18 protein-coding genes are annotated in these 19,321 nt (G+C 64.2%); 13 read left to right on the top strand and 5 right to left on the bottom strand.

What is annotated here, in order from left to right; all coding sequences use genetic code 11:
• Nucleotides 1-24: 24 nt before the first annotated feature.
• From fabG to mpl, 4 genes are read right to left on the bottom strand one after another with little or no spacing between them, the layout of a single operon-like run.
• Nucleotides 25-765 carry a 3-oxoacyl-ACP reductase FabG gene (fabG, locus tag B2246_RS24270; protein ID WP_035884282.1) on the bottom strand — a complete coding sequence of 247 codons (741 nt, stop codon included), beginning with the start codon at nt 763-765 and terminating at the stop codon, nt 25-27.
• The gene (locus tag B2246_RS24265) at nt 762-1,406 is read right to left on the bottom strand and encodes a chorismate--pyruvate lyase family protein (RefSeq protein WP_008645595.1); all 645 of its coding nucleotides are present in this window, start codon (nt 1,404-1,406) and stop codon (nt 762-764) included. Before B2246_RS24265 ends, fabG begins: the two co-directional genes overlap by 4 nt.
• 14 nt (nt 1,407-1,420) lie before the next feature.
• Nucleotides 1,421-2,020, bottom strand: coding sequence for a YqiA/YcfP family alpha/beta fold hydrolase (locus B2246_RS24260; RefSeq protein ID WP_035884283.1), 600 nt, complete (start codon nt 2,018-2,020; stop codon nt 1,421-1,423).
• Nucleotides 2,021-2,032: 12 nt separating this feature from the next.
• Nucleotides 2,033-3,412, bottom strand: a complete 1,380-nt coding sequence (gene mpl, locus B2246_RS24255) for a UDP-N-acetylmuramate:L-alanyl-gamma-D-glutamyl-meso-diaminopimelate ligase (protein ID WP_008645590.1) — start codon at nt 3,410-3,412, stop codon at nt 2,033-2,035.
• A 124-nt stretch (nt 3,413-3,536) separates the two neighbouring features.
• Between mpl and B2246_RS24250 the strand changes: the two genes are divergently transcribed.
• The 10 genes from B2246_RS24250 to B2246_RS24205 all read left to right on the top strand — a co-directional run bounded on the left by B2246_RS24250 (nt 3,537) and on the right by B2246_RS24205 (nt 12,585).
• Nucleotides 3,537-4,220 (top strand): hypothetical protein, encoded by a 684-nt coding sequence (locus B2246_RS24250; protein WP_035884285.1) that lies wholly within the window; start codon nt 3,537-3,539, stop codon nt 4,218-4,220.
• A gap of 82 nt (nt 4,221-4,302) precedes the next feature.
• On the top strand, nt 4,303-4,845 hold the full coding sequence (locus B2246_RS24245) for a TlpA family protein disulfide reductase (protein WP_008645582.1): 543 nt from the start codon (nt 4,303-4,305) through the stop codon (nt 4,843-4,845).
• A 229-nt stretch (nt 4,846-5,074) separates the two neighbouring features.
• Complete coding sequence (aroQ, locus tag B2246_RS24240; RefSeq protein ID WP_024570919.1) at nt 5,075-5,563, top strand: type II 3-dehydroquinate dehydratase; 489 nt, start codon at nt 5,075-5,077, stop codon at nt 5,561-5,563.
• Nucleotides 5,564-5,818: 255 nt separating this feature from the next.
• Entirely contained in the window at nt 5,819-6,283 is a 465-nt protein-coding gene (gene accB / locus B2246_RS24235) for an acetyl-CoA carboxylase biotin carboxyl carrier protein (RefSeq protein WP_008645580.1), read from the top strand.
• A gap of 114 nt (nt 6,284-6,397) precedes the next feature.
• Complete coding sequence (gene accC / locus B2246_RS24230; RefSeq protein WP_008645579.1) at nt 6,398-7,765, top strand: acetyl-CoA carboxylase biotin carboxylase subunit; 1,368 nt, start codon at nt 6,398-6,400, stop codon at nt 7,763-7,765.
• A gap of 42 nt (nt 7,766-7,807) precedes the next feature.
• A complete protein-coding gene (prmA, locus tag B2246_RS24225) occupies nt 7,808-8,722 on the top strand; it encodes a 50S ribosomal protein L11 methyltransferase (RefSeq protein WP_035884286.1) in 915 nt (304 codons plus the stop codon).
• Between the two features lie 9 nt (nt 8,723-8,731).
• Nucleotides 8,732-10,423, top strand: a complete 1,692-nt coding sequence (locus B2246_RS24220) for a DUF3426 domain-containing protein (protein WP_035884288.1) — start codon at nt 8,732-8,734, stop codon at nt 10,421-10,423.
• A gap of 78 nt (nt 10,424-10,501) precedes the next feature.
• Nucleotides 10,502-11,002, top strand: a complete 501-nt coding sequence (tpx, locus tag B2246_RS24215) for a thiol peroxidase (protein WP_008645909.1) — start codon at nt 10,502-10,504, stop codon at nt 11,000-11,002.
• A 102-nt stretch (nt 11,003-11,104) separates the two neighbouring features.
• Complete coding sequence (locus tag B2246_RS24210) at nt 11,105-12,052, top strand: carbohydrate kinase family protein (protein WP_011517569.1); 948 nt, start codon at nt 11,105-11,107, stop codon at nt 12,050-12,052.
• Nucleotides 12,053-12,117: 65 nt separating this feature from the next.
• The gene (locus tag B2246_RS24205) at nt 12,118-12,585 is read left to right on the top strand and encodes a membrane protein (RefSeq protein ID WP_011517570.1); all 468 of its coding nucleotides are present in this window, start codon (nt 12,118-12,120) and stop codon (nt 12,583-12,585) included.
• 291 nt (nt 12,586-12,876) lie between these two features.
• On the opposite strand, the gene B2246_RS24200 is transcribed toward B2246_RS24205, so the two are convergent.
• A complete protein-coding gene (locus tag B2246_RS24200; RefSeq protein WP_035884289.1) occupies nt 12,877-13,467 on the bottom strand; it encodes a histone H1-like DNA-binding protein in 591 nt (196 codons plus the stop codon).
• A 1,696-nt stretch (nt 13,468-15,163) separates the two neighbouring features.
• On the opposite strand from B2246_RS24200, the gene B2246_RS24195 reads away from it, so the two are divergent.
• The 3 genes from B2246_RS24195 (at nt 15,164) to B2246_RS24185 (ending at nt 19,284) form a co-directional block, all read left to right on the top strand.
• On the top strand, nt 15,164-15,625 hold the full coding sequence (locus tag B2246_RS24195; RefSeq protein ID WP_008645905.1) for a DUF2147 domain-containing protein: 462 nt from the start codon (nt 15,164-15,166) through the stop codon (nt 15,623-15,625).
• A 160-nt stretch (nt 15,626-15,785) separates the two neighbouring features.
• The gene (locus B2246_RS24190; protein WP_011517577.1) at nt 15,786-16,757 is read left to right on the top strand and encodes a Bug family tripartite tricarboxylate transporter substrate binding protein; all 972 of its coding nucleotides are present in this window, start codon (nt 15,786-15,788) and stop codon (nt 16,755-16,757) included.
• Nucleotides 16,758-17,034: 277 nt separating this feature from the next.
• On the top strand, nt 17,035-19,284 hold the full coding sequence (locus B2246_RS24185) for a TonB-dependent receptor (RefSeq protein WP_035884291.1): 2,250 nt from the start codon (nt 17,035-17,037) through the stop codon (nt 19,282-19,284).
• Nucleotides 19,285-19,321 lie beyond the last annotated feature (37 nt).

The following is a 19,321-nucleotide window of genomic DNA, read 5'->3' as shown; positions in this document are numbered from 1 at the left end:
GGTCAATGCGATTTCGGAGTCAGATTACAGAGACATGCCGCCGCTGGCTTCGATCGTCGTGCCGTTGACGTAGCTGGCGTCGTCGCTGGCCAGGAACGTGTAGATCGCGGCGATCTCCGACGGCTCGGCCAGGCGGCGCATCCAGCAATGTTCCTTCATGCCATCGAGCACCTTCTCAGGCACGGTCTGCAGGATCTCGGTATTGACGAAGCCCGGGCATACCGCGTTCACGCGCACGCCCTTCGGACCCAGCTCGCGCGCCCAGGTCTTGGTGAAGCCGATCACGCCGAACTTGGATGCCGCGTAATTGGTCTGGCCGAAGTTGCCATACAGGCCAACCACGCTCGATGCATTCAGGATCACGCCGCTGCCCTGCTCGGACATGATGCTGGCCACGGCCTGTGAGCAGTTGAACACGCCCTTCAGGTTGACGTCGATGACCGCATCGAACTGTGCCTCGGTCATCTTGGCGAGGCGCGCGTCCTTGGTGATGCCGGCGTTGTTGACGAGAATATCGATGCGACTGTGGCGGGCCAGCGTGGCTGCCACCATGGCATCGACTTCGTCGCGGCGCGTGACGTCGACCTTGTGCGCCTCGACCTGCGCGCCCCTGGCGGCCAGCCGCTCGGCGGCCTCGCGCACACGGGCCTCCTGCACATCGCACATGATGAGCTTCGCGCCTTCGGCGGCGAAACGTTCGGCGGTGGCAAAACCGATGCCGGCGGCGGCGCCGGTGATGATCGCTACGCGTCCCTGCAATTTCATGATTCGGGTCTCTCTTCCTGCTTGGATGGTGTGTGATGTGTGTCGATACGGCGGGGCAGTCTGGTGCCGCCCGCGCCGGTGTTCTCAGGCGCTGCCCGTGTCAGCAGGTCCGGCAAGAAGACCTCCGTCACGAGCATGGCGCCGCCGCCACGCCGGAACACCGACCGCCGCGCGGGCAACATCGGCTCCGACGACAGCGCCGGCAATACCCGCTGCAGCGCCTGACGCAGCGGGTGGCACGGGGTCAGCCGTGCAAACTGGAATGGGTCGCGCCGCACGCGCGGATCGACGAACAGCGCGCCGCCGAGCGGCCGGTTGCCCAGCCCGCGCAAGAACGGCCAGTCGCGCCGCGCGTACCGGGGGTCGACGATCGTGTGAGCGAATACGGCTGGCGTCTCGTCGCAGATCAGCAGCACTTCGCGCGTGATGGCCGGCAGCGGACGGATCAGGCCGAGCGCCCGCCATTCATCGGCGAACGGCAACTGCGGCGCCTGCGCCAGTCGCCGCACGCGAAAGGCGGCGGACGCCGACATCAGCCGAGCCGTCAGCGAGCCTTCGCCAGTGATCCAGCGGCGCTGGTTCAGCGGAATCGACGCGTCATACGGCAGATGCGCGTGCCATGCCGCACGCAGCTTTTGCATCCCTGTTACGCCACTCATGCCACGGTCTTTCCGTTAGGGGTATAGCCACAGAAAGCCAGTACGTCGTCGACGTATTCCTCGAACTCGCTGATGCCGTGATCGCTGCCCTCGATGACCCGGATGCGCGCGCCCGGACAGGCCGCGATCATCTCGCGATAATCGAGCACTTCGTCGCCGGTGGCGGTCAGCAGGTAGTAGCGCTCGGGTCTGGTGATCGCGTCCACCCGCAGGTCCAGCAGTTCCTGCAGGTGCTTGCGTTCGACCACCACCGAGCCGCCGCCGTGATAAAGCGGCTGCTCGCCCAGATAGCGCTCCAGATCGGTCCACGGGTGAATCGCCGGATTCAGCAGCACGGCGCGGCAGCCGTGCTTTTCCGCCAGCCAGCGCGCGTAGAACCCGCCCAGCGACGAACCGATGATGGCGATGTCGGTTTCGCCGCCGGCTCGCGCGCCACGGATCGCGGCTTCAGCCTGGGCAATCGCCAGCGTGGGCGAGACATTGAGCATCGGACAGGCGAAATACTTCTCCACGCCCCAGGCGCGCATCCGGTCCTGCACGACCCGCGACTTGAACGACTGCGGCGAGGAACGGAAACCGTGCAGGTACAGCAGCATGTGGATTCCCGATCAGGACTTCGCGCCGAGCGCGTCGAGCAGTTTCTGGTGTACCCCGCCGAAGCCGCCATTGCTCATCACGAGCACCTGGTCGCCGGGCTGGGCGGCCGCGCGCACGGCTTGCACCAGCGTGCCGAGGTCCTGGAACGCCGCGGCCTTCTTGCCGAGGGGGGCCAGCGCTTCAGCCAGGTTCCACCCCAGCGCGTCCTTGCCCGAGGGCGCGCCATATCCGAACACAAGGTCAGCCTCGCGCAGGCTGGCCGGCAATTGGGCAGCCATCACGCCAAGCTTCATGGTGTTCGAACGCGGCTCCAGTACGGCGAGGATGCGTGCGTCCCCCACCCGGCGGCGCAGCCCGTCGACCGTGGTCTGGATGGCCGTAGGATGGTGCGCGAAGTCGTCGTAGACCGTCACACCACCCGCCACGCCACGTACTTCCATCCGGCGCTTGACGTTGGAGAAACGGCCAAGCGACTCGATCGCCTGCGCCGGCGGCACGCCCACGTGGCGCGCGGCGGCAATCGCGGCGATGGCGTTCAGGCGGTTGTGGGTACCCTGAAGGTCCCAGACCAGCGTGCCCTGCAGCGCCTCGCGGAACCAGATGTCGAAGGCATCCTTGCCCTCCGGCGCGGTGGTCTTCGGATCGGTCTCGCTCCAGTCGCCCACGCCGAACTGCTCCACCTCGCTCCAGCAGCCGCGCTCCAGCACGCGTGCCAGTGCGGGCTCCTGGCCGTTGACGACCAATCGTCCTTCGCCCGGCACGGTGCGCACCAGATGATGGAATTGGGTCTCGATCGCGGTCAGATCCGGGAAGATGTCGGCGTGATCGTACTCAAGGTTGTTGAGGATCGCCGTACGCGGACGGTAGTGGACGAACTTGCTACGCTTGTCGAAGAACGCGGTGTCGTACTCGTCGGCCTCGATAACGAAGAAGTCCGATTCCGTCAGGCGCGCCGAAATGCCGAAGTTCTGCGGCACCCCGCCCACCAGAAAGCCCGGGTTGTAGCCGGCGTCTTCCAGAATCCACGCCAGCATCGACGTGGTCGTGGTCTTGCCATGCGTGCCAGCCACGGCCAGCGTCCACTTGCCGTTGAGCACGTGCTCGCCGAGCCATTGCGGCCCCGAAACGTACGGCAGGTTGCGGTTCAGGATCGCTTCCATCAGCGGATTGCCGCGCGAGACCACATTGCCGATCACGAACAGGTCCGGCTTCAGCGAAAGCTGGTCGGGGTCGAACCCCTCGATCAGGTCGATGCCCTGGGCTTCGAGCTGGGTGCTCATGGGCGGATAGACATTGGCATCGCAGCCAGTCACGCGGTGCCCCGCCTGGCGGGCCAGGACAGCCAGGCCGCCCATGAACGTACCGCAGATGCCAAGGATATGAATATGCATGGGAGCTCGGGAAAATGCGTGGGGCCGCGCCGGGCGCGATGCGTGGCGCGGCAACTGAACAAGGTCCCGATTGTACCGCGTGGGTCGAAGGGCCCGACTGCGTCCGCGCGGGTATCATCGCAGCATGTCCCGACGTATGCCTTCCGACCCCATCCGTCTGCGCGAGGAAATCGCCCAGGCCGCAGCCCGCATGATCGCCGAAGATGGCGCCGACTACGCCACGGCCAAACGCAAGGCCGCCCGCCAGATCCTGGGCGACGCGCGCGTGGCCGGCGAATGGCTGCCTGACAACGAGATGATCGAGGATGAGGTGCGCGCCTACCAGGCGCTGTTCCACGGCGACCACCAGCCGCGCATCCTGGCGCTGATGCGCCAGTTGGCACTGCTGGCGATGGACGACCTGGCCGCATTTCGCCCCTATCTGGTGGGCGCGGTGCTAAACGGCACGGCCACCGAGCACTCGGACGTCTATATACAGTGCTTCTGCGACAGCCCCAAGGATGTGGCGCTGCACCTGCTCAATGCCGGCGTGGATTTCGACACCAGCGAAAGCCGGCACTTTGCCGGCCGTGGGGATGTCGAAACGCTCAGCTTTCTGTGGCGCGGCCAGTGGCCGGCCACTCGCGAGGCCCGCACGCTCGCAGGAGAAGTCCGCGCCACATTGGGTGCCCCAGTCGGAATTCACCTCGCGCTGTATGATGCCGACGATGCACGCGGCGCGGTCAAGGCCGACGCTTCCGGGCGTGTGGCCCGCGCCGATGCCGACGCCGTACGCGCGCTCATTGCCTCGACCGACACCGGGGAATGAGCATCCGGCCCCGGTGTCAGCCCTGGCCTATCGCCTCAATCGCCCGTTATCTAATTAGAACTGTCCTCTTCGCCGCCCGAACATGACCGCATCTGCTCCCACCCGCCGTTCGCCCTTTGTCTTGTGGATCATCATCGCCATCGTCGCAGCGGCCGCCGGCGCGCTGGTGGCCCACTTCGCGCTGGCGCCGAAGGCCGTTTCGGATCAGGCAGTGGAAACGCTGTTCCATACCAAGATGCCGGACCCGGCTGGTGCGGAAGTCGATTTGTCGAAGTTCCGCGGCAAGACTCTGGTGGTCAATTTCTGGGCGCCCTGGTGCGGTCCCTGCGTCGAGGAAATGCCCGAGCTGACCGCGCTGCACGGCGAATATGCCCCCCGCAACGTCGAATTCGTTGGTATCGGTATCGATTCGGCCAGCAATATCCAGGATTTTCTGAAAAAGGTACCGGTGGCGTACCCGCTCACGGTGGCAGGCTTTGCCGGCACGGAACTGTCCCGGACCTTTGGCAACACCCAGGGCGGGCTGCCGTTCACGGTCGTCATCACACCTGACGGCACTGTGAAGTACCGCAAGATGGGCCGCGTGCATGCCGACGAACTCCGCGCGGTACTGCCTGGGGCTTGATCCCGCGCAAGGCCAAACCCGCCGAATTTCATCGATCTGAAGCCGAACGTTCATCAATTGACCGCGAACGTGCGGACAAACCCTCAGCCGACAACGGTTTATGCCTCAAAAGGCACTCGACGGCTGTGATATGACCCCGGATCGACATTTCGCCTTGTATCCCACGCTAGACAAATCCCTCTAAGCTACGGTAATCTCCGCGCAATTTCGTTGATCTGGTCGAGCCGCCGTGTCTTCTACTCCTGCCGTCAGCCGCCCCGTCCGTTACCGCAAGGTGCTGGTTCTGCATGGTCCGAACCTCAATTTGCTCGGGACGCGCGAGCCGCAGACGTACGGACACACGACGCTGGACGATATCAACGAAGCGCTGACCAAGCGCGCGGCCGAAGCGGGCATCGGGCTGGATACGTTCCAGTCGAATCACGAGGGAGCCCTCGTGGACCGCATTCAGGCAGCGCGTGGCGAGGGGGTGGACTTCATCATCATCAATCCGGCGGCCTATACCCATACGAGTGTGGCCATGCGCGATGCGCTTGCCGGCGTGGCCATTCCCTTCGTCGAGGTGCATCTGTCCAATGTGCATCGCCGCGAGCCGTTCCGTCATCACTCCTATTTCTCTGATCAGGCGATCGGGGTGATATGCGGCCTGGGCTGGCAGGGTTATCTGCTGGCGCTGGATTACGCGCTTGCACAGGAACAGACCGCATCATCTGGCTAACGCCGCAAGAATCAAGCCGCACCCGGGAGGCTGTTTCAGAATGAAGCGAAGCGGTTCTGGCCTGACGCGGGGCCGCAGACAGTACAAGTACCCGCAACAATGCCAGAATCATTCTGAAACCGCCTCAAGCAAGAACGACATAACAAGGGGCTGCCGCCGTGCCTGTCGCGCATGGCAAGCCAATCAACGATTCACCGCCGCCGTCGCCTCCGAGCAGGAGCGTGACCGGACAACCCGATTCTGGAGGATAAGAAGATGGACCTGCGCAAGCTGAAGACGCTGATCGACCTGGTGGCCGAATCCGGCATTTCGGAACTCGAAGTGACCGAGGGCGAAGGCAAGGTACGTATCGTCAAGCAACCTCCGCAGGTCATGGCCGCTCCGATGGCCATGCCCCAGTACCAGCAACTGCCCGCCGCCGCCCCGGCCATGAACGTTGGCGGCGCACCGGCCGCCGCCGCTGCGGAAGCACCGCAAGTCCCGGCTGGTCACGTGGTGACCTCGCCGATGGTCGGCACGTTCTACCGCGCGCCGTCGCCGGGCGCCGCGCCGTTCGTCAACGTGGGCGACACCGTCAAGGAAGGCCAGACCGTCTGCATCATCGAAGCCATGAAGCTGCTCAACGAAATCGAGTGCGACAAGGCTGGCGTGATCAAGGAAATCCTGGTCGAAAACGGTCAAGCCGTCGAATACGGCCAGCCGCTGTTCGTGATCGGCTGATTCCGGCCCGTCCGGCGCTGACGCGGCCTGGCCCAATGGCCCTGCCGCATGCGTCAGCCCGACGCGCCGAAAGCCGGTGCGCCGGGCCCGCCCCTGTTCTCGCAGAGAGAGACCATGTTTGATAAAATTCTGATCGCGAACCGCGGTGAAATCGCCCTTCGCATCCAGCGCGCCTGCCGCGAGCTGGGCATCAAGACTGTGGTGGTGTACTCGGAAGCCGACAAGGACGCCAAGTACGTCAAGCTGGCCGATGAAGCCGTCTGTATCGGCCCGGCCCCGTCGCCGCTGTCATACCTGAACATGCCGGCCATCATCTCGGCCGCCGAAGTGACCGACGCCCAGGCGATCCACCCGGGCTATGGTTTCCTGTCCGAGAATGCGGACTTCGCCGAGCGCGTGGAGAAATCCGGCTTCGTGTTCATCGGCCCGACCTCCGAAAACATCCGCCTGATGGGTGACAAGGTGTCGGCCAAGCAGGCCATGATCAAGTCCGGCGTGCCGTGCGTGCCCGGCTCCGATGGCGCGCTGCCCGATGACCCGAAGGAAATCCTGGCAACGGCCCGTCGTGTGGGCTACCCCGTGATCATCAAGGCCGCTGGCGGCGGTGGTGGCCGCGGCATGCGCGTGGTGCACACCGAAGCCGCCCTGCTCAACGCCGTCAACATGACGCGCGAGGAAGCCGGTCGCGCCTTCGGCAATCCCGAGGTCTACATGGAGAAGTTCCTCGAGAACCCTCGCCATGTGGAAATCCAGATCCTGGCCGACCAGCATCGGCAGGCCATCTGGCTGGGCGAACGCGACTGCTCGATGCAGCGCCGCCACCAGAAGGTGATCGAGGAAGCGCCGGCACCGCACATTCCGCGCCGCCTGATCGAGCGCATCGGCGACCGTTGCGCAGAGGCCTGCAAGAAGATCGGCTACCGTGGCGCCGGCACGTTCGAGTTCCTGTACGAGAACAACGAGTTCTACTTCATCGAGATGAACACGCGTGTGCAGGTCGAGCACCCGGTCACCGAGATGATCACGGGCATCGACATCGTGCAGGAGCAGATCCGCATCGCCTTTGGCGAGAAGCTGCGCCTCCGCCAGAAGGACGTGGAACTGCGCGGCCACGCGATCGAGTGCCGGATCAACGCCGAGGACCCGTTCAAGTTCACGCCGTCGCCGGGCCGCATCACCGCCTGGCACATGCCCGGTGGCCCCGGCGTGCGCGTAGACTCCCATGCGTACGACGGCTACTTCGTGCCGCCCAACTACGATTCGATGATCGGCAAGATCATCACGTATGGCGCGACGCGTGACCAGGCCATCGCCCGCATGCGCATCGCGCTGTCGGAAATGGTGGTGGACGGCATCCTGACCAACGTGCCGCTGCACCGCGACCTGATGCTTGACGCCAACTTCGTGGAAGGCGGCACCAGCATCCACTATCTCGAACACCGTCTGGCCCAGAAAGCCAACGTCCAGGGCGAAAAGGCCTGAAGCGTGGCCAATCGGCCGGCAAAGCAGTAACAGAGGAATCCCGTGGCTTTCCAGGAATGTGTGATCGAAATTGCGCAGGAGCAGGCGGAAGCCTGGTCCGACGCATTGTTCGACCTCGGCGCGCTGTCGGTATCGGTGGAAGACGCCGATGCCGATACGCCCGACGAACAGCCGCTCTTCGGAGAGCCCGGGCTGGAGCCGACGCGGCTCGCGTGGAACCGTTCGCGCGTGGTGGCGCTCTTCGATGAAGAGACCGATCCCGCGCTCGTGGTAGCCGCGGCCGCTAACGCGCTCAAGGTCGACCCGGTGCCGCCGTACGAACTGCGCGGCGTGGAGGACCAGGACTGGGTACGTCTGACCCAGTCGCAATTCGAACCGATCCGCATTGGTGAAAAGATCTGGGTGGTGCCTTCGTGGCACGAAGCGCCAGACCCCGATGCCGTGATTCTGGAGCTCGACCCGGGCCTGGCATTCGGCACCGGCAGCCATCCGACCACGCGCCTGTGCATGCAGTGGCTGGAAGCCAACGTGCGCGCCGGCGAAACCGTGCTCGACTATGGCTGCGGCTCTGGCATCCTGGCCATCGTCGCGAAGAAGCTCGGCGCCGGTGACACCGTTGGGATCGACATTGACCCCAACGCAGTGGATGCGTCGCGCTACAACGCTGAACGCAACCGCGTGGAGGCCAGTTTCGCGCTGCCGGAATCGGTCTCCGAGGCCACCTACGACCTCGTGGTGGCCAACATCCTGTCGAATCCGCTCAAGCTGATGGCGGCGATGCTCAGCGCGCGCGTGCGGCCGGGCGGCCGCCTGATCCTGTCTGGCGTGCTCGAACGGCAGGCCGAGGAAGTGGCCGCCGCCTACGCGCCCTGGATCCCCATGTCGGTCTGGCGCAGCGAGGAAGGCTGGGTGTGCCTGCATGGCACGCGCCCTGCCGCACCCGCCGACCGTTCCTGATCTTTCATCATGGCCGCCGCCAAGCTCGTCACGCGCTGCCCGGCCTGCCGCACCGCGTTCCGGCTTGTGGCGGACCAGTTGCGGCTGCGCCAGGGGCTGGTCCGCTGCGGCCAGTGCGACACCGTCTTCGACGCCCGTGAGCACCTGATCGAGGTGCCAGCAGCGCCGACGCCGGCTGCTGCGCCCACATCCTCCCCCGCTTCCACACCCACACCGGCGCCCGCAGCTGCGGCATCGTCAGTCACGCTGGCTGCGGCGCTTGCTCACGCGGAGCAGACCCAGGCCGATGCCCAGGCGCGCGAGGACGAGGCGCCGTTCGACCCGGGCTTCGACCCAGGCTACGACGTGCCCGCGCTCGATTCGCCCACGACGATGATGTCGGAGCCCGAGCGGGAAGAAGCAGCCGACGCGAAAGCGGAGGCGGTGGCAGAACCGGAAACAGGCGCCGATCGACAAGTGGTTGATACGGCCACGGAAGAGGCACCCGCCGAGTCCGTCGAGGCCAACGAACCGGAAGCGGCCGACGAAACGCACGAAAGCGCCGCACCCGCCGCTGCCGAAGCTGCCGACGAGGCGAAAGACACGGAAACCGCCGCGCAGACGCCGCCGGTCGAAGCCAGCCAGGAAGCACTGCCTGACGCCGAACCCACCGACGTCGAGACGCCACCGCAAGTACCATCCGAGCCGTGGCCCGCGCTGGACCATGGCGTGTTCGATGATGATGCATTGCCGCGTCACTCATCGCTCGACCCGGCCGCAGCGTTCGCGCCGAAGACGCCGGGCGAAATGCCACCAGCCGGCGCCTACAGCGCCAAGGCGATGTGGCCAACGTCCCCCCAGCGCGAGGCACAGACGGCCGCTGCCGGTAGCGAGCACAGCAAAGACAGCGATAGCACCGACGACACCGCCGCCGCGCCGCCGGAAGCCCATCCGCACCCGCACACCGAACCGGTACGCAGTGCGAGCGAGTATCTGCGTGCGGCAGACCCGACTGACGCCGAAACGGAAGCCTGGACAAGGGACGCCGCCGACAGCAACGATCACGGACCGACATCGCGGGACGGCACGGTCGATGCCGTAGCCCGCGAGACAGCCACGCGTCACTGGCAACGCGACGATACCGGACCGGTGACCGGCCCCGGCTTCGCCCCCGATTTCCTTCGTCACACCCGCGAACGCGAACAGGCGAGTGCTACCACCACCAAACGCAAGCTGCCGGGTAGTCGACGTCTCTGGACCCGCGTGGCGGTCGTCGTGCTCGGCCTTGGCGTGCTCATCCAGGGCGCCTACCTTGGACGCAGCCAGCTAGCGGGAAACATTCCGGTACTGCGCCCGTTGCTGGAAGCCGCGTGTGAGCCATTCGGCTGCAGCGTGCCGCCGTGGCGCGATCTCGAGGCACTGCGCATCGACACATCGCAACTGCAGAAGCAGGACGAATCCGACGACGTTTATCTGCTTGCGGTCACCATGCGCAACCAGGGCCGCGCCACCACGGCACTGCCCGCCATCGAACTCGTGATGACGGACCTGCAGGACCAGTTGCTGCTACGGCGCGTGCTGTTGCCGGCTGATTACCTGCAACCGGACCAGCGCGCTTTTGCCACCACGGGCCTGCGCGCAGGCAGCGAACTGCCGGTTCGGGTACGATTCCGGACGCAGCAGGCGGCAGCGAACTACCGCGTGCTGATCTTCTACCCCTGAATTCCAACGCCCCCCTGCCATGCCGTCGATGCGCGCATCGGACCGGCTGGCCGTATTCCATTCCAGACAGGAGAGACCATGAGCAATGTGACCCTAGGCGGTAACGCCATCGAAGTTGGCGGCAAGTTTCCTCATAGCGGCGACAAGGCGCCCGCATTCTCGCTCGTCGGCAAGGATCTGAAGGATGTCTCGCTGGCCGACTTCGCAGGCAAGCGCAAGGTGCTGAACATCGTGCCGAGCCTCGATACGCCCGTGTGCCAGGCATCTGCCCGCAAGTTCAACGAGGCCGCCGGCAACCTGAACAATACCGTCGTGCTGACGATCTCGGCCGACCTGCCGTTCGCGATGGGCCGCTTCTGCACCACCGAAGGCCTGGCCAACGTGGTAACGCTGTCGACGATGCGTGGCGCCGAGTTCAAGAACGCCTACGGCGTGGACATCAAGACCGGCCCGCTGGCCGGCGTATGCGCTCGCGCCGTGGTCGTGGTGGACGAGAACGACACGGTCAAGTACAGCGAGCTGGTGCCCGAAATCAAGCAGGAACCGAACTACGACGCCGCACTCGCCGCATTGAAGTAATTTGTTTGATTCGGCACAGTAGTCCAACATTCCGCCCGTCATGCACGGGCGGAATTCATTAACGTATCTGTTACAGCCCTTGCCAGGGCCCTTGGAGAGAGAATGTCCAGCCTGATCTGCGGCTCCGTCGCATACGACACCATCATGACGTTCGACGGCCGCTTCCGCGAACACATCCTGCCGGACCAGATCCATATGCTGAACGTCTCGTTCCTGGTGCCGGGTATGCGCCGCGAGTTTGGCGGCTGCGCGGGCAATATCGCCTACACGCTCAAAATGCTGGGCGGCGACCCGATCGTGATGGCCACGGTGGGCCAGGACGCCGAACCGTATCTGCAGTACCTGCGCAATCTCGAGATCCGCACCGACCATATCCGCGTGCTGCCCGAGACATTCACCGCGCAGGCGATGATCACGACCGATCTGGACAACAACCAGATCACGGCCTTCCACCCTGGCGCCATGGGTCAGTCGCAACTGAACCGGGTGCAGGACGCGCTGGCCACGGGCAACCGCCCGGCAGTCGGCATCGTCGCGCCGGACAGCCGTGAAGGCATGCTTCACCATGCCCAGCAGTTCGCCGCCGAGGGCATCCCCTTCATCTTCGACCTGGGTCAGGCCATGCCGCTGTTCAACGGCGAGGACCTGCGGCAGTTCATTGAACTTGCCAGCTACGTGACGGTCAATGACTACGAAGCGCAGGTCCTGCTGTCACGCACCGCATGGACCAGCGCAGAGGTAGCCGCCAAGGTCCGCGCGTTCATCGTGACGCACGGCGAGCGCGGCGCCAGCGTCTTTGCCGACGGCAAGCAGTACGCCATTCCCGCCGTGCCCGCCGAACGTGTGGTCGACCCCACCGGATGCGGCGATGCGTTCAGGGGTGGCCTGCTCCACGGCATCGAGAACGGGATGGATTGGGAAACCACCGGCCGCCTCGCTTCGCTGATGGGCTCTCTCAAGATCGCCCAGCAGGGTCCCCAGAACCACTGGATGTCCTGCGACGAAATCGGCAGCCGCTTCCAGTCCGTCTTTGGTTACCGTTACGCTTGATCTGGTGCCGGGTGCGTCACCCCCGGCACAGCAACGCAACGCGGAATCTTTCACGGGAAGAAGTCATGAACAAGATCCTACGTATCGGCGGCGTCGCCGTGTTGGCAGCGGCGACGCTGCTTGCCGGGTGTTCCACCCAGTCAAACTCCAATAGCGTCTACACGGGTGGCCAGGCCCAGCGCGAGCAGACCGTGCGCTTCGGCGTGGTGGAAGGCGTGCGTGACGTCATGATCCAGGGCGAGGCCACGGGCGCCGGCACGCTTGCCGGTGGCGCGCTCGGTGGTGTTGCCGCCGGCAGCACGATCGGCGGCGGCAATGGCGCCATCGCAGCAGGCCTGCTCGGCGCAATCCTGGGCGGCATGGCCGGTAGCGCCGCCGAGAACAAGATCGCGCAGCGTCGCGGCCTGGAGATCACCGTACGCCTGGAGAATGGCGAGATGCGCGCCATCACGCAGGATGCGGACGAGATCTTCCGCCCTGGCGACCGTGTGCGGCTGCTCTCCTCGGGCGGCGTGACGCGCGTTACGCACTAAGTCACGCGCTGGTCGACCCGACCCCAGCAATCGAACGCCGCGTGCCGTCAGGCCGCGGCGTTTTGCTTTTGCGCGAACCCCTGACCTGGCTACTCCTGATCGTCATCCAGACCGACTGGCGCCGCTCTCGCACGTCCACCCAGAAATAAAAAACCCGCCGGGCACGGATGCCATCGGCGGGTTGGCAAGACTGCCGTCTTGCGGACCGGATACGCCGTATCCGGTCAGTGCGGCACGCGATGCGTGCCCTGGCGATTCCCGGTTGTGATCGCTCGCACGAGTGCGAGGCGATTACGGACGGTTGCCCGTCGGGAACGGCCAGGCTGCAGCCGGGTTCAGCGCGGTCTTGGCTGCGGCCGCGGGGGCAACAGCAGGAGCAGCGGCAGGCTTCGCAGCAGCCTTCTTGGCAGCAGGCTTCTTGGCAGCCGGCTTCTTGGCAGCCGGCTTCTTGGCAGCCGGCTTCTTTGCAGCAGCCTTCTTGGCGGCCGGCTTCTTGGCGGCTACCTTCTTGGCTGCGGCCTTCTTGGCCGGTGCTGCCTTCTTGGCGACGACCTTCTTGGCGGCCGGCTTCTTGGCAGCAACCTTCTTCACTGCAGCCTTCTTGGCCGGTGCTGCCTTCTTGGCGGCTACCTTCTTGGTTGCGACCTTCTTGGCAGCAACCTTCTTCACTGCAGCCTTCTTGGCCGGTGCTGCCTTCTTGGCGGCTACCTTCTTGGTCGCTACCTTCTTGGCGGCTACCTTCTTGGTTGCGACCTTCTTGGCAGCAGCCTTCTTGGCGGCCGGAGCAGCCTTCTTGGCGGCGACCTTCTTCACAGCAGCCTTCTTGGCGGCCGGCTTGGCGGCCTTCTTAGCCGCCGGCTTTTTCTTTGCAGCAGTTGCCATGGATAACTCCTTCACTAACGTGAAATATCGAATGACCTAAATTGGCGACCCGACCGACCCGAGGCGTGTTTTGCACGTGCCCCAATCGAGCGAGCGATTCATCGGCGCACGACGCAACATCGACCGCACGCTAATGAATTCGGTGGCAGGGGACAGCCGCGTCCGGCGCGAACTTGCGCGCTCATGGCGGTGTGCCCGCGGCGGCCAGGCATCCGCGAGCGAGCTGCAAACCCAGCGCTCAAGCGGATTCCCGGGCTAAGCCGCGCCCTGGAAAATTCGATCTGCCCGCACCGCCCGTCATGTCGGCGCGCAGCCTGGAAAGAGGAGATATCGGTCAGCAGGTCCACAGTGCGGGCATGGCCTCGCGCACTGCGGACGGCAATCATTCGGGGGTAACTCGCCCATACCGTCACTGGGCAACTGGAGACCGCACGCGTTTTAAAAAGCCATTTCGGCTCAGTCTGCGTCAAAGTTCTGGTGCTCCTCGGCTACCCGCCATCACTGCATCGAAGCTTCGCTTCATCGTTCCTTCTCGCTCGCGTTCTTGCTTGCCTTCGTGCGCGCTACTCGGTCGATGCAATGAAGTGAGACTCTTGTCAAGGCGAATCATAATTCGTTTGTTCGATGATGTTAAGAAAAAAGTGCAAAAAAACTTGCGCGCAATTACGAATCGATCTACTCGGCGCGCACGTCTCGATGACGACACCATCGACACACATGTTGATCTCGACTTTCACACACGCTCCAGAGTTCCTTCATCGGGTCTTCGCACGATGAGTCGATGCGCGGCGGATCGTGTCGATGACGCGTGATCGCACACCCGCGAAGGCATCGCACATACCTGCTCAGACACGCTTGCGATGCCGTGTGAAGTGCGGTGGCGCGTTCACGCCCGCAAGCCGGAAAGCCGCATGAGCATTGGCTTTCCGGTCCTCCATCGATGTCGTTCCATGCACTGCGGATACTTGTGCGACAGCGTTCCGCGCAGCGCTGCCGCGTCGCGTTCCCGCGAGTGGCAACGCATGCGAACACGCTCCGACTTGCGCCACCGTCGAACCATGCGCGCGCGATGCCCAGCATCGGCGTGCAAGCTTCAGAGAGTTGCGCGTGAGCGACGAAAGAGTGATGCGTCAAAGCAACGGTTTGTGTCGTCGTTGCGAAGTCGCACGCTCGATTTCGATGCTGTCGAAGTTCCTCGCCACGTCGAAACGCTCCGTGCGCGTCGCCACATCGCGACTGGCGATGTGGTTCGTGATGGTTGGAGGAGGCACGACGCAAACGCATCAGTCGTGCAACCGAGCACGATGTTCGCCACGTCGACCCGCTGCGTCGTCAGACAATGCAGCTGCATTCGAGCGATGCGCCGCATCCGGGTTCCTACTGAGACGAATGCGATGCAGGCGTGGCCAATTTCCGAAGCACTGTGGCGACATCGCTGCAGCTGGACGATGGCTAGAGGAAAATCTCGGAACCGCCGCTCATGCTGGCGTTGTTGCACGACAGAATCCGCGCCAGGCCGCGCCGGGCGGGCGATTGCAGCAAGCGCTACATTGCGCGCCAGTGCGTACGCAAACGGATGTTGGAGATTGCGGCGCGCGGCATCCGACAGTAGATTGGCGTCGCGCCCGCCGTTACCCGATCGAGCGAACCAACTTTGCAACACCGAACATTGAACTCTGAACTGGAGACCACCACCATGCGCATGACCGCCCCTCGTACCCTGCTGCGTGCCGCCGTGTTCGCCGCTGCTTTTGCTGCCAGCGCAGCGGCAATGGCGCAAGCCACGCCGACCGGCACCTGGCAGACGATTGACGACGCCACCGGCAAGCCGCGTGGCGTGATCGAGATCAGCGAGAAGGACGGCGTCTACAGCGGCAAGCTCACGAAGAGTCTCGTGCCGCATGAAGGCCCGCCCACGGTGTGCGACAAGTGCACCGACTCGCGCAAGGATCAGCCGATCATCGGCATGACGCTGCTGACCGGTCTGCGCAAGACGGCCGACAACGAGTGGACCGGCGGCGAGATTCTGGATCCCGAAAGCGGCAAGCTGTACAAGTGCAAGATGTCGCTGGCCGAAGACGGCAAGAAGCTCAACGTGCGCGGCTTCATCGGCATTAGTCTGATCGGCCGGACCCAGACCTGGGTGCGCGCGCAGTAAGCGGCGATTCGTCAGCAATTCACTGCCTCACTGACGCCTGCGCGAACGGTGAGGCGGCTCCCCTGAGCACGCTTCGCACACATCACCTGGTGTACAGGCATGTGACAGCTTCCTTCGGTAAGATCGTTTGCCTTCACAACGACATCCGGAGACTTTGAGCATGCGCTTCTCCCCACGCGGCCGCGTCATGGCCCTCGCACTCGCCACCACTTCCCTCATCGCCGCAACCGCTCACGCCGCGGATGCCTGGCCGAATCACGTCATCAAGTTCGTCGTGCCGTTCACGGCAGGCGGTGCCAACGACCTCGTGGCACGTGCCGGCGCCGAAGCCGTCAGCAAGCGCATCGGACAGCCGGTCGTCATCGAGAATCGCCCGGGTGCGGGCGGCATCGTTGGCGCCGACTACGTGGCAAAGAGCAAGCCCGATGGCTACACGTTCCTGGTCGGCGCGGTAGGCACCGTGACCAACGGCCTGATCCGCTCGAAGATGCCGTACGCACCGGACGATCTCGTTCCCGTCGGCCTGATCGCGGTGAGCCCGTCGGTGATCGTCGCTTCGCCGTCGGTGCCGGTGAACAACGTCAAGGAACTGATCGAGTATTCGAAGAAGCAGGGTGGCGTGCCGTTCGCTACCGCCGGCAGCGGCAGCACGCCGCACTTCGTCGAGGAAATGCTCAAGGAAAAAGGCGCGGTGCTGACCGTGGTGCCGTACAAGAGCGGTTCGGAGAGCATCACGGCTGTGATCGGCAATCAGGTCGTGGCAACGTCCGAAGCGTCGATCGTGGTGCTGCCGCAGATCAAGGCGGGCAAGCTGAAGGCGCTGGGCGCGACGTGGGACAAGCGTATGCCCGCTGCACCGAACATCGCGACCACTGCGGAACAGGGTCTGCCCGAAGTTCGCATCGGGCATTGGGCCGGCATCTTCGCACCGAAGGGCACAGACCCGGCCATCATCAAGAAGCTCAACGCGGAACTGAGCGCGGGCATGCAGAGCCCCGATATTCGCGAGCGCCTGATCCAGAACGGTATCGAGCCCGCAGGCGGCTCGGTGGAGAGCTTCGTCGCGTTTATCAAATCCGAGCGCGAACGCCTGGGTCGGATCGCGAAAAACGCGAATATGAGCGCCGATTAAAAAATCCGGACGCGGTCACCTGCCAGGGTGACCAAATGTATGCATACGGCCCGCCTTGAGCGGGCCGTTTGTTTTGCATCACCGCCGCTACAAAAGCGCATTAATCAGCATACGTAACGCCCAAAACGCCATCCACACGGCCCCTTTCGTAGTTATTTGTATTTTTATTAAGTCATTCGAGAGCACATAACATTGTCTGTGAACAGGTAACAACGCAAATTGCAACGCGAATCGTTCGCATTTATATTGCGCCACGCCCGCACACATGGACTGGACAATGACTCGCCGCACGCCCCTGGCCACCGCCCTCGTAGCCCTTTTTGCCGTTCCTGCCGCCCCTGCCGCCCTGGCCCAGCAAGCGCCCGCCACGCCCGCTCCTGCGCCGGCCAGCGCGTTGGAAACCGCGCCTGCAACGCTGCGCGAGATCACGGTCCAGGGCTCGGCCATTCGCGACGATTTCAGCCCGGCAGGCAGCCAGCTCTCGAAGCTGCCCGCTGAATTGCGTGACGTCCCCCAGTCCGTGACGATCGTGAATCGCGCGGTAATGGATTCGCAAGGTGCCACCTCGCTGGCCGATGCACTGCGCAACGTGCCCGGCATCACGATCGGCGGCGCCGAGGGCGGCCAGATCGGTACCAACATCAACCTGAACGGGTTCTCGGCGCGTACCGACATGTACCTCGACGGCTTCCGCGACCGTGGCCAGTACTACCGCGACACATTCGCGCTGGATCAGGTCGAAGTCATCATGGGCCCGTCGTCGATGCTGTTCGGCCGTGGCTCCACCGGCGGCGTGGTGAACCAGGTCACCAAGAAGCCGCAGATGAAAGCCGCCACGGAGGTAACCGGCTCCGTCACCACGAACGGCCTGGTGCGCGCCACCGCCGACGTGAACACGCCAACCGGCGATACCTCCGCCTTCCGCATCTCCGCGATGGCGCAGGACGGCAAGCCGAGCACGCGCGACGAAATGACGGTGCAGGACTTCGGCATCGCGCCGTCCTGGCGCTTTGGCATCGGCACGTCCACCGAGATCACGCTGTCCGCCCTGCTCCAGCACAACGAGGACATGCCCGACTATGGTTTCCCGGCCATCAACGGTCACCCGGTCAACGTCAATCGCAACACGTACTACGGCTTCAACAACGACCGCACGCGCCAGGACATCGCCTCACTTTCGGCCGGCGTCACGCACAAGTTCTCGCCGAACCTGCGCTTGCGCAACCAGACCTCATTCAACTACGTATCCACCGATGCGCGAGAGACGGCGCCCAATGCCGTGGGCTCGATCGATGCCTCCGGCAAGTTCACGGCGCTGACCACGACCAACCTGCCACTGTCGCAGCTCTATGTGCGCCAACAGAGCCATGACCGCAACATCCGCGATTACTCGATCTTCAACCAGACCGAACTGACCGCTGACTTCAACACCGGTCCGGTCAAGCACACGCTGCTGACGGGCCTGGAGCTTGGTCATGATGGTTACAACAACCAGAACTACTACCGGAACGGCAGCTGCGGCAGCACGCCGCTGAATGCGAACGGGGCCACCACGGGCTACGTCGCCTGCACGCCAGTGGTCGATCCGGTCTACCAGGACTCACCGTCGAACGTCGCCTCGAGCGTCGGCAACCTGCAAGGCGGGTCAGCCAACACGGTCGCCGTCTACGCCAACGATTCGATCGAGTTCAGCAAGCAGTGGAAGGCTGTTGCCGGCCTGCGCTACGACCGATATATCGCCAGCATCAGCAACTCGATCAACTCCTCCAACACCAGCGGCAGCACCGTGCTGCCGTATGCCAACCAGACCGTCAACTTCACGAGCGTGCGTCTGGGCGGCATCTGGCAGCCGACGGAGCAGCAGTCGTACTACGTGTCGTATGGCACGTCGTTCAACCCGTCGCTCGAGCAACTGGTCGGCACGGTGGGCCAGCAATCGCTGGACCCGGAGAAGAACAAATCGTACGAACTGGGTGGCAAGTGGGATCTGCGCAATGGCGACCTTCAAGTCAACTCGGCGATTTTCCGCATCACCAAGGACAACGCGCGTAGCCAGATCGACGCCACCACTTACGCGCTGACGGGCAAGATCCAAGTAGACGGCTTCCGCCTGGGCATGACCGGCCGCATTACCCAGAAGTGGCAGGTGTTCGCCGGCTACACATACCTCGATGGCGTGATCGAGAACGGCGTCGCCGCCGGCACGCAAGGCAAGGTGCCGCTCAATACGCCCAAGCACACGGCCACAGCCTGGACCAGCTACGCGATCCTGCCGAACTGGGAAATCGGCGGCGGAGCGTTTTATATGTCGCAGCGCTATGCCAACAACACCAACACCGTACAGGTGGGCGGCTACGTGCGCTGGGACGGCATGATCGCCTACCATCAGCCGAAGTACGATGTGCGCCTGAATCTGTTCAACATCTTCGACAAGAAGTATTACGATGCACTGATTCAGTCCGACGGCGGGCGTTCGGTGCCGGGTACGGGCCGCACCGCAATGCTGTCGTTCACATACCGCATGTAAGTGCCGCCGGGGCCGCAGCACCGGGCGGCTCCGATTT

It is taken from the genome of Cupriavidus sp. UBA2010, assembly GCF_002335265.1.
GTDB classification, from domain to species: domain Bacteria; phylum Pseudomonadota; class Gammaproteobacteria; order Burkholderiales; family Burkholderiaceae; genus Cupriavidus; species Cupriavidus metallidurans.
This window is presented reverse-complemented; position numbering and strand designations above follow the sequence as displayed.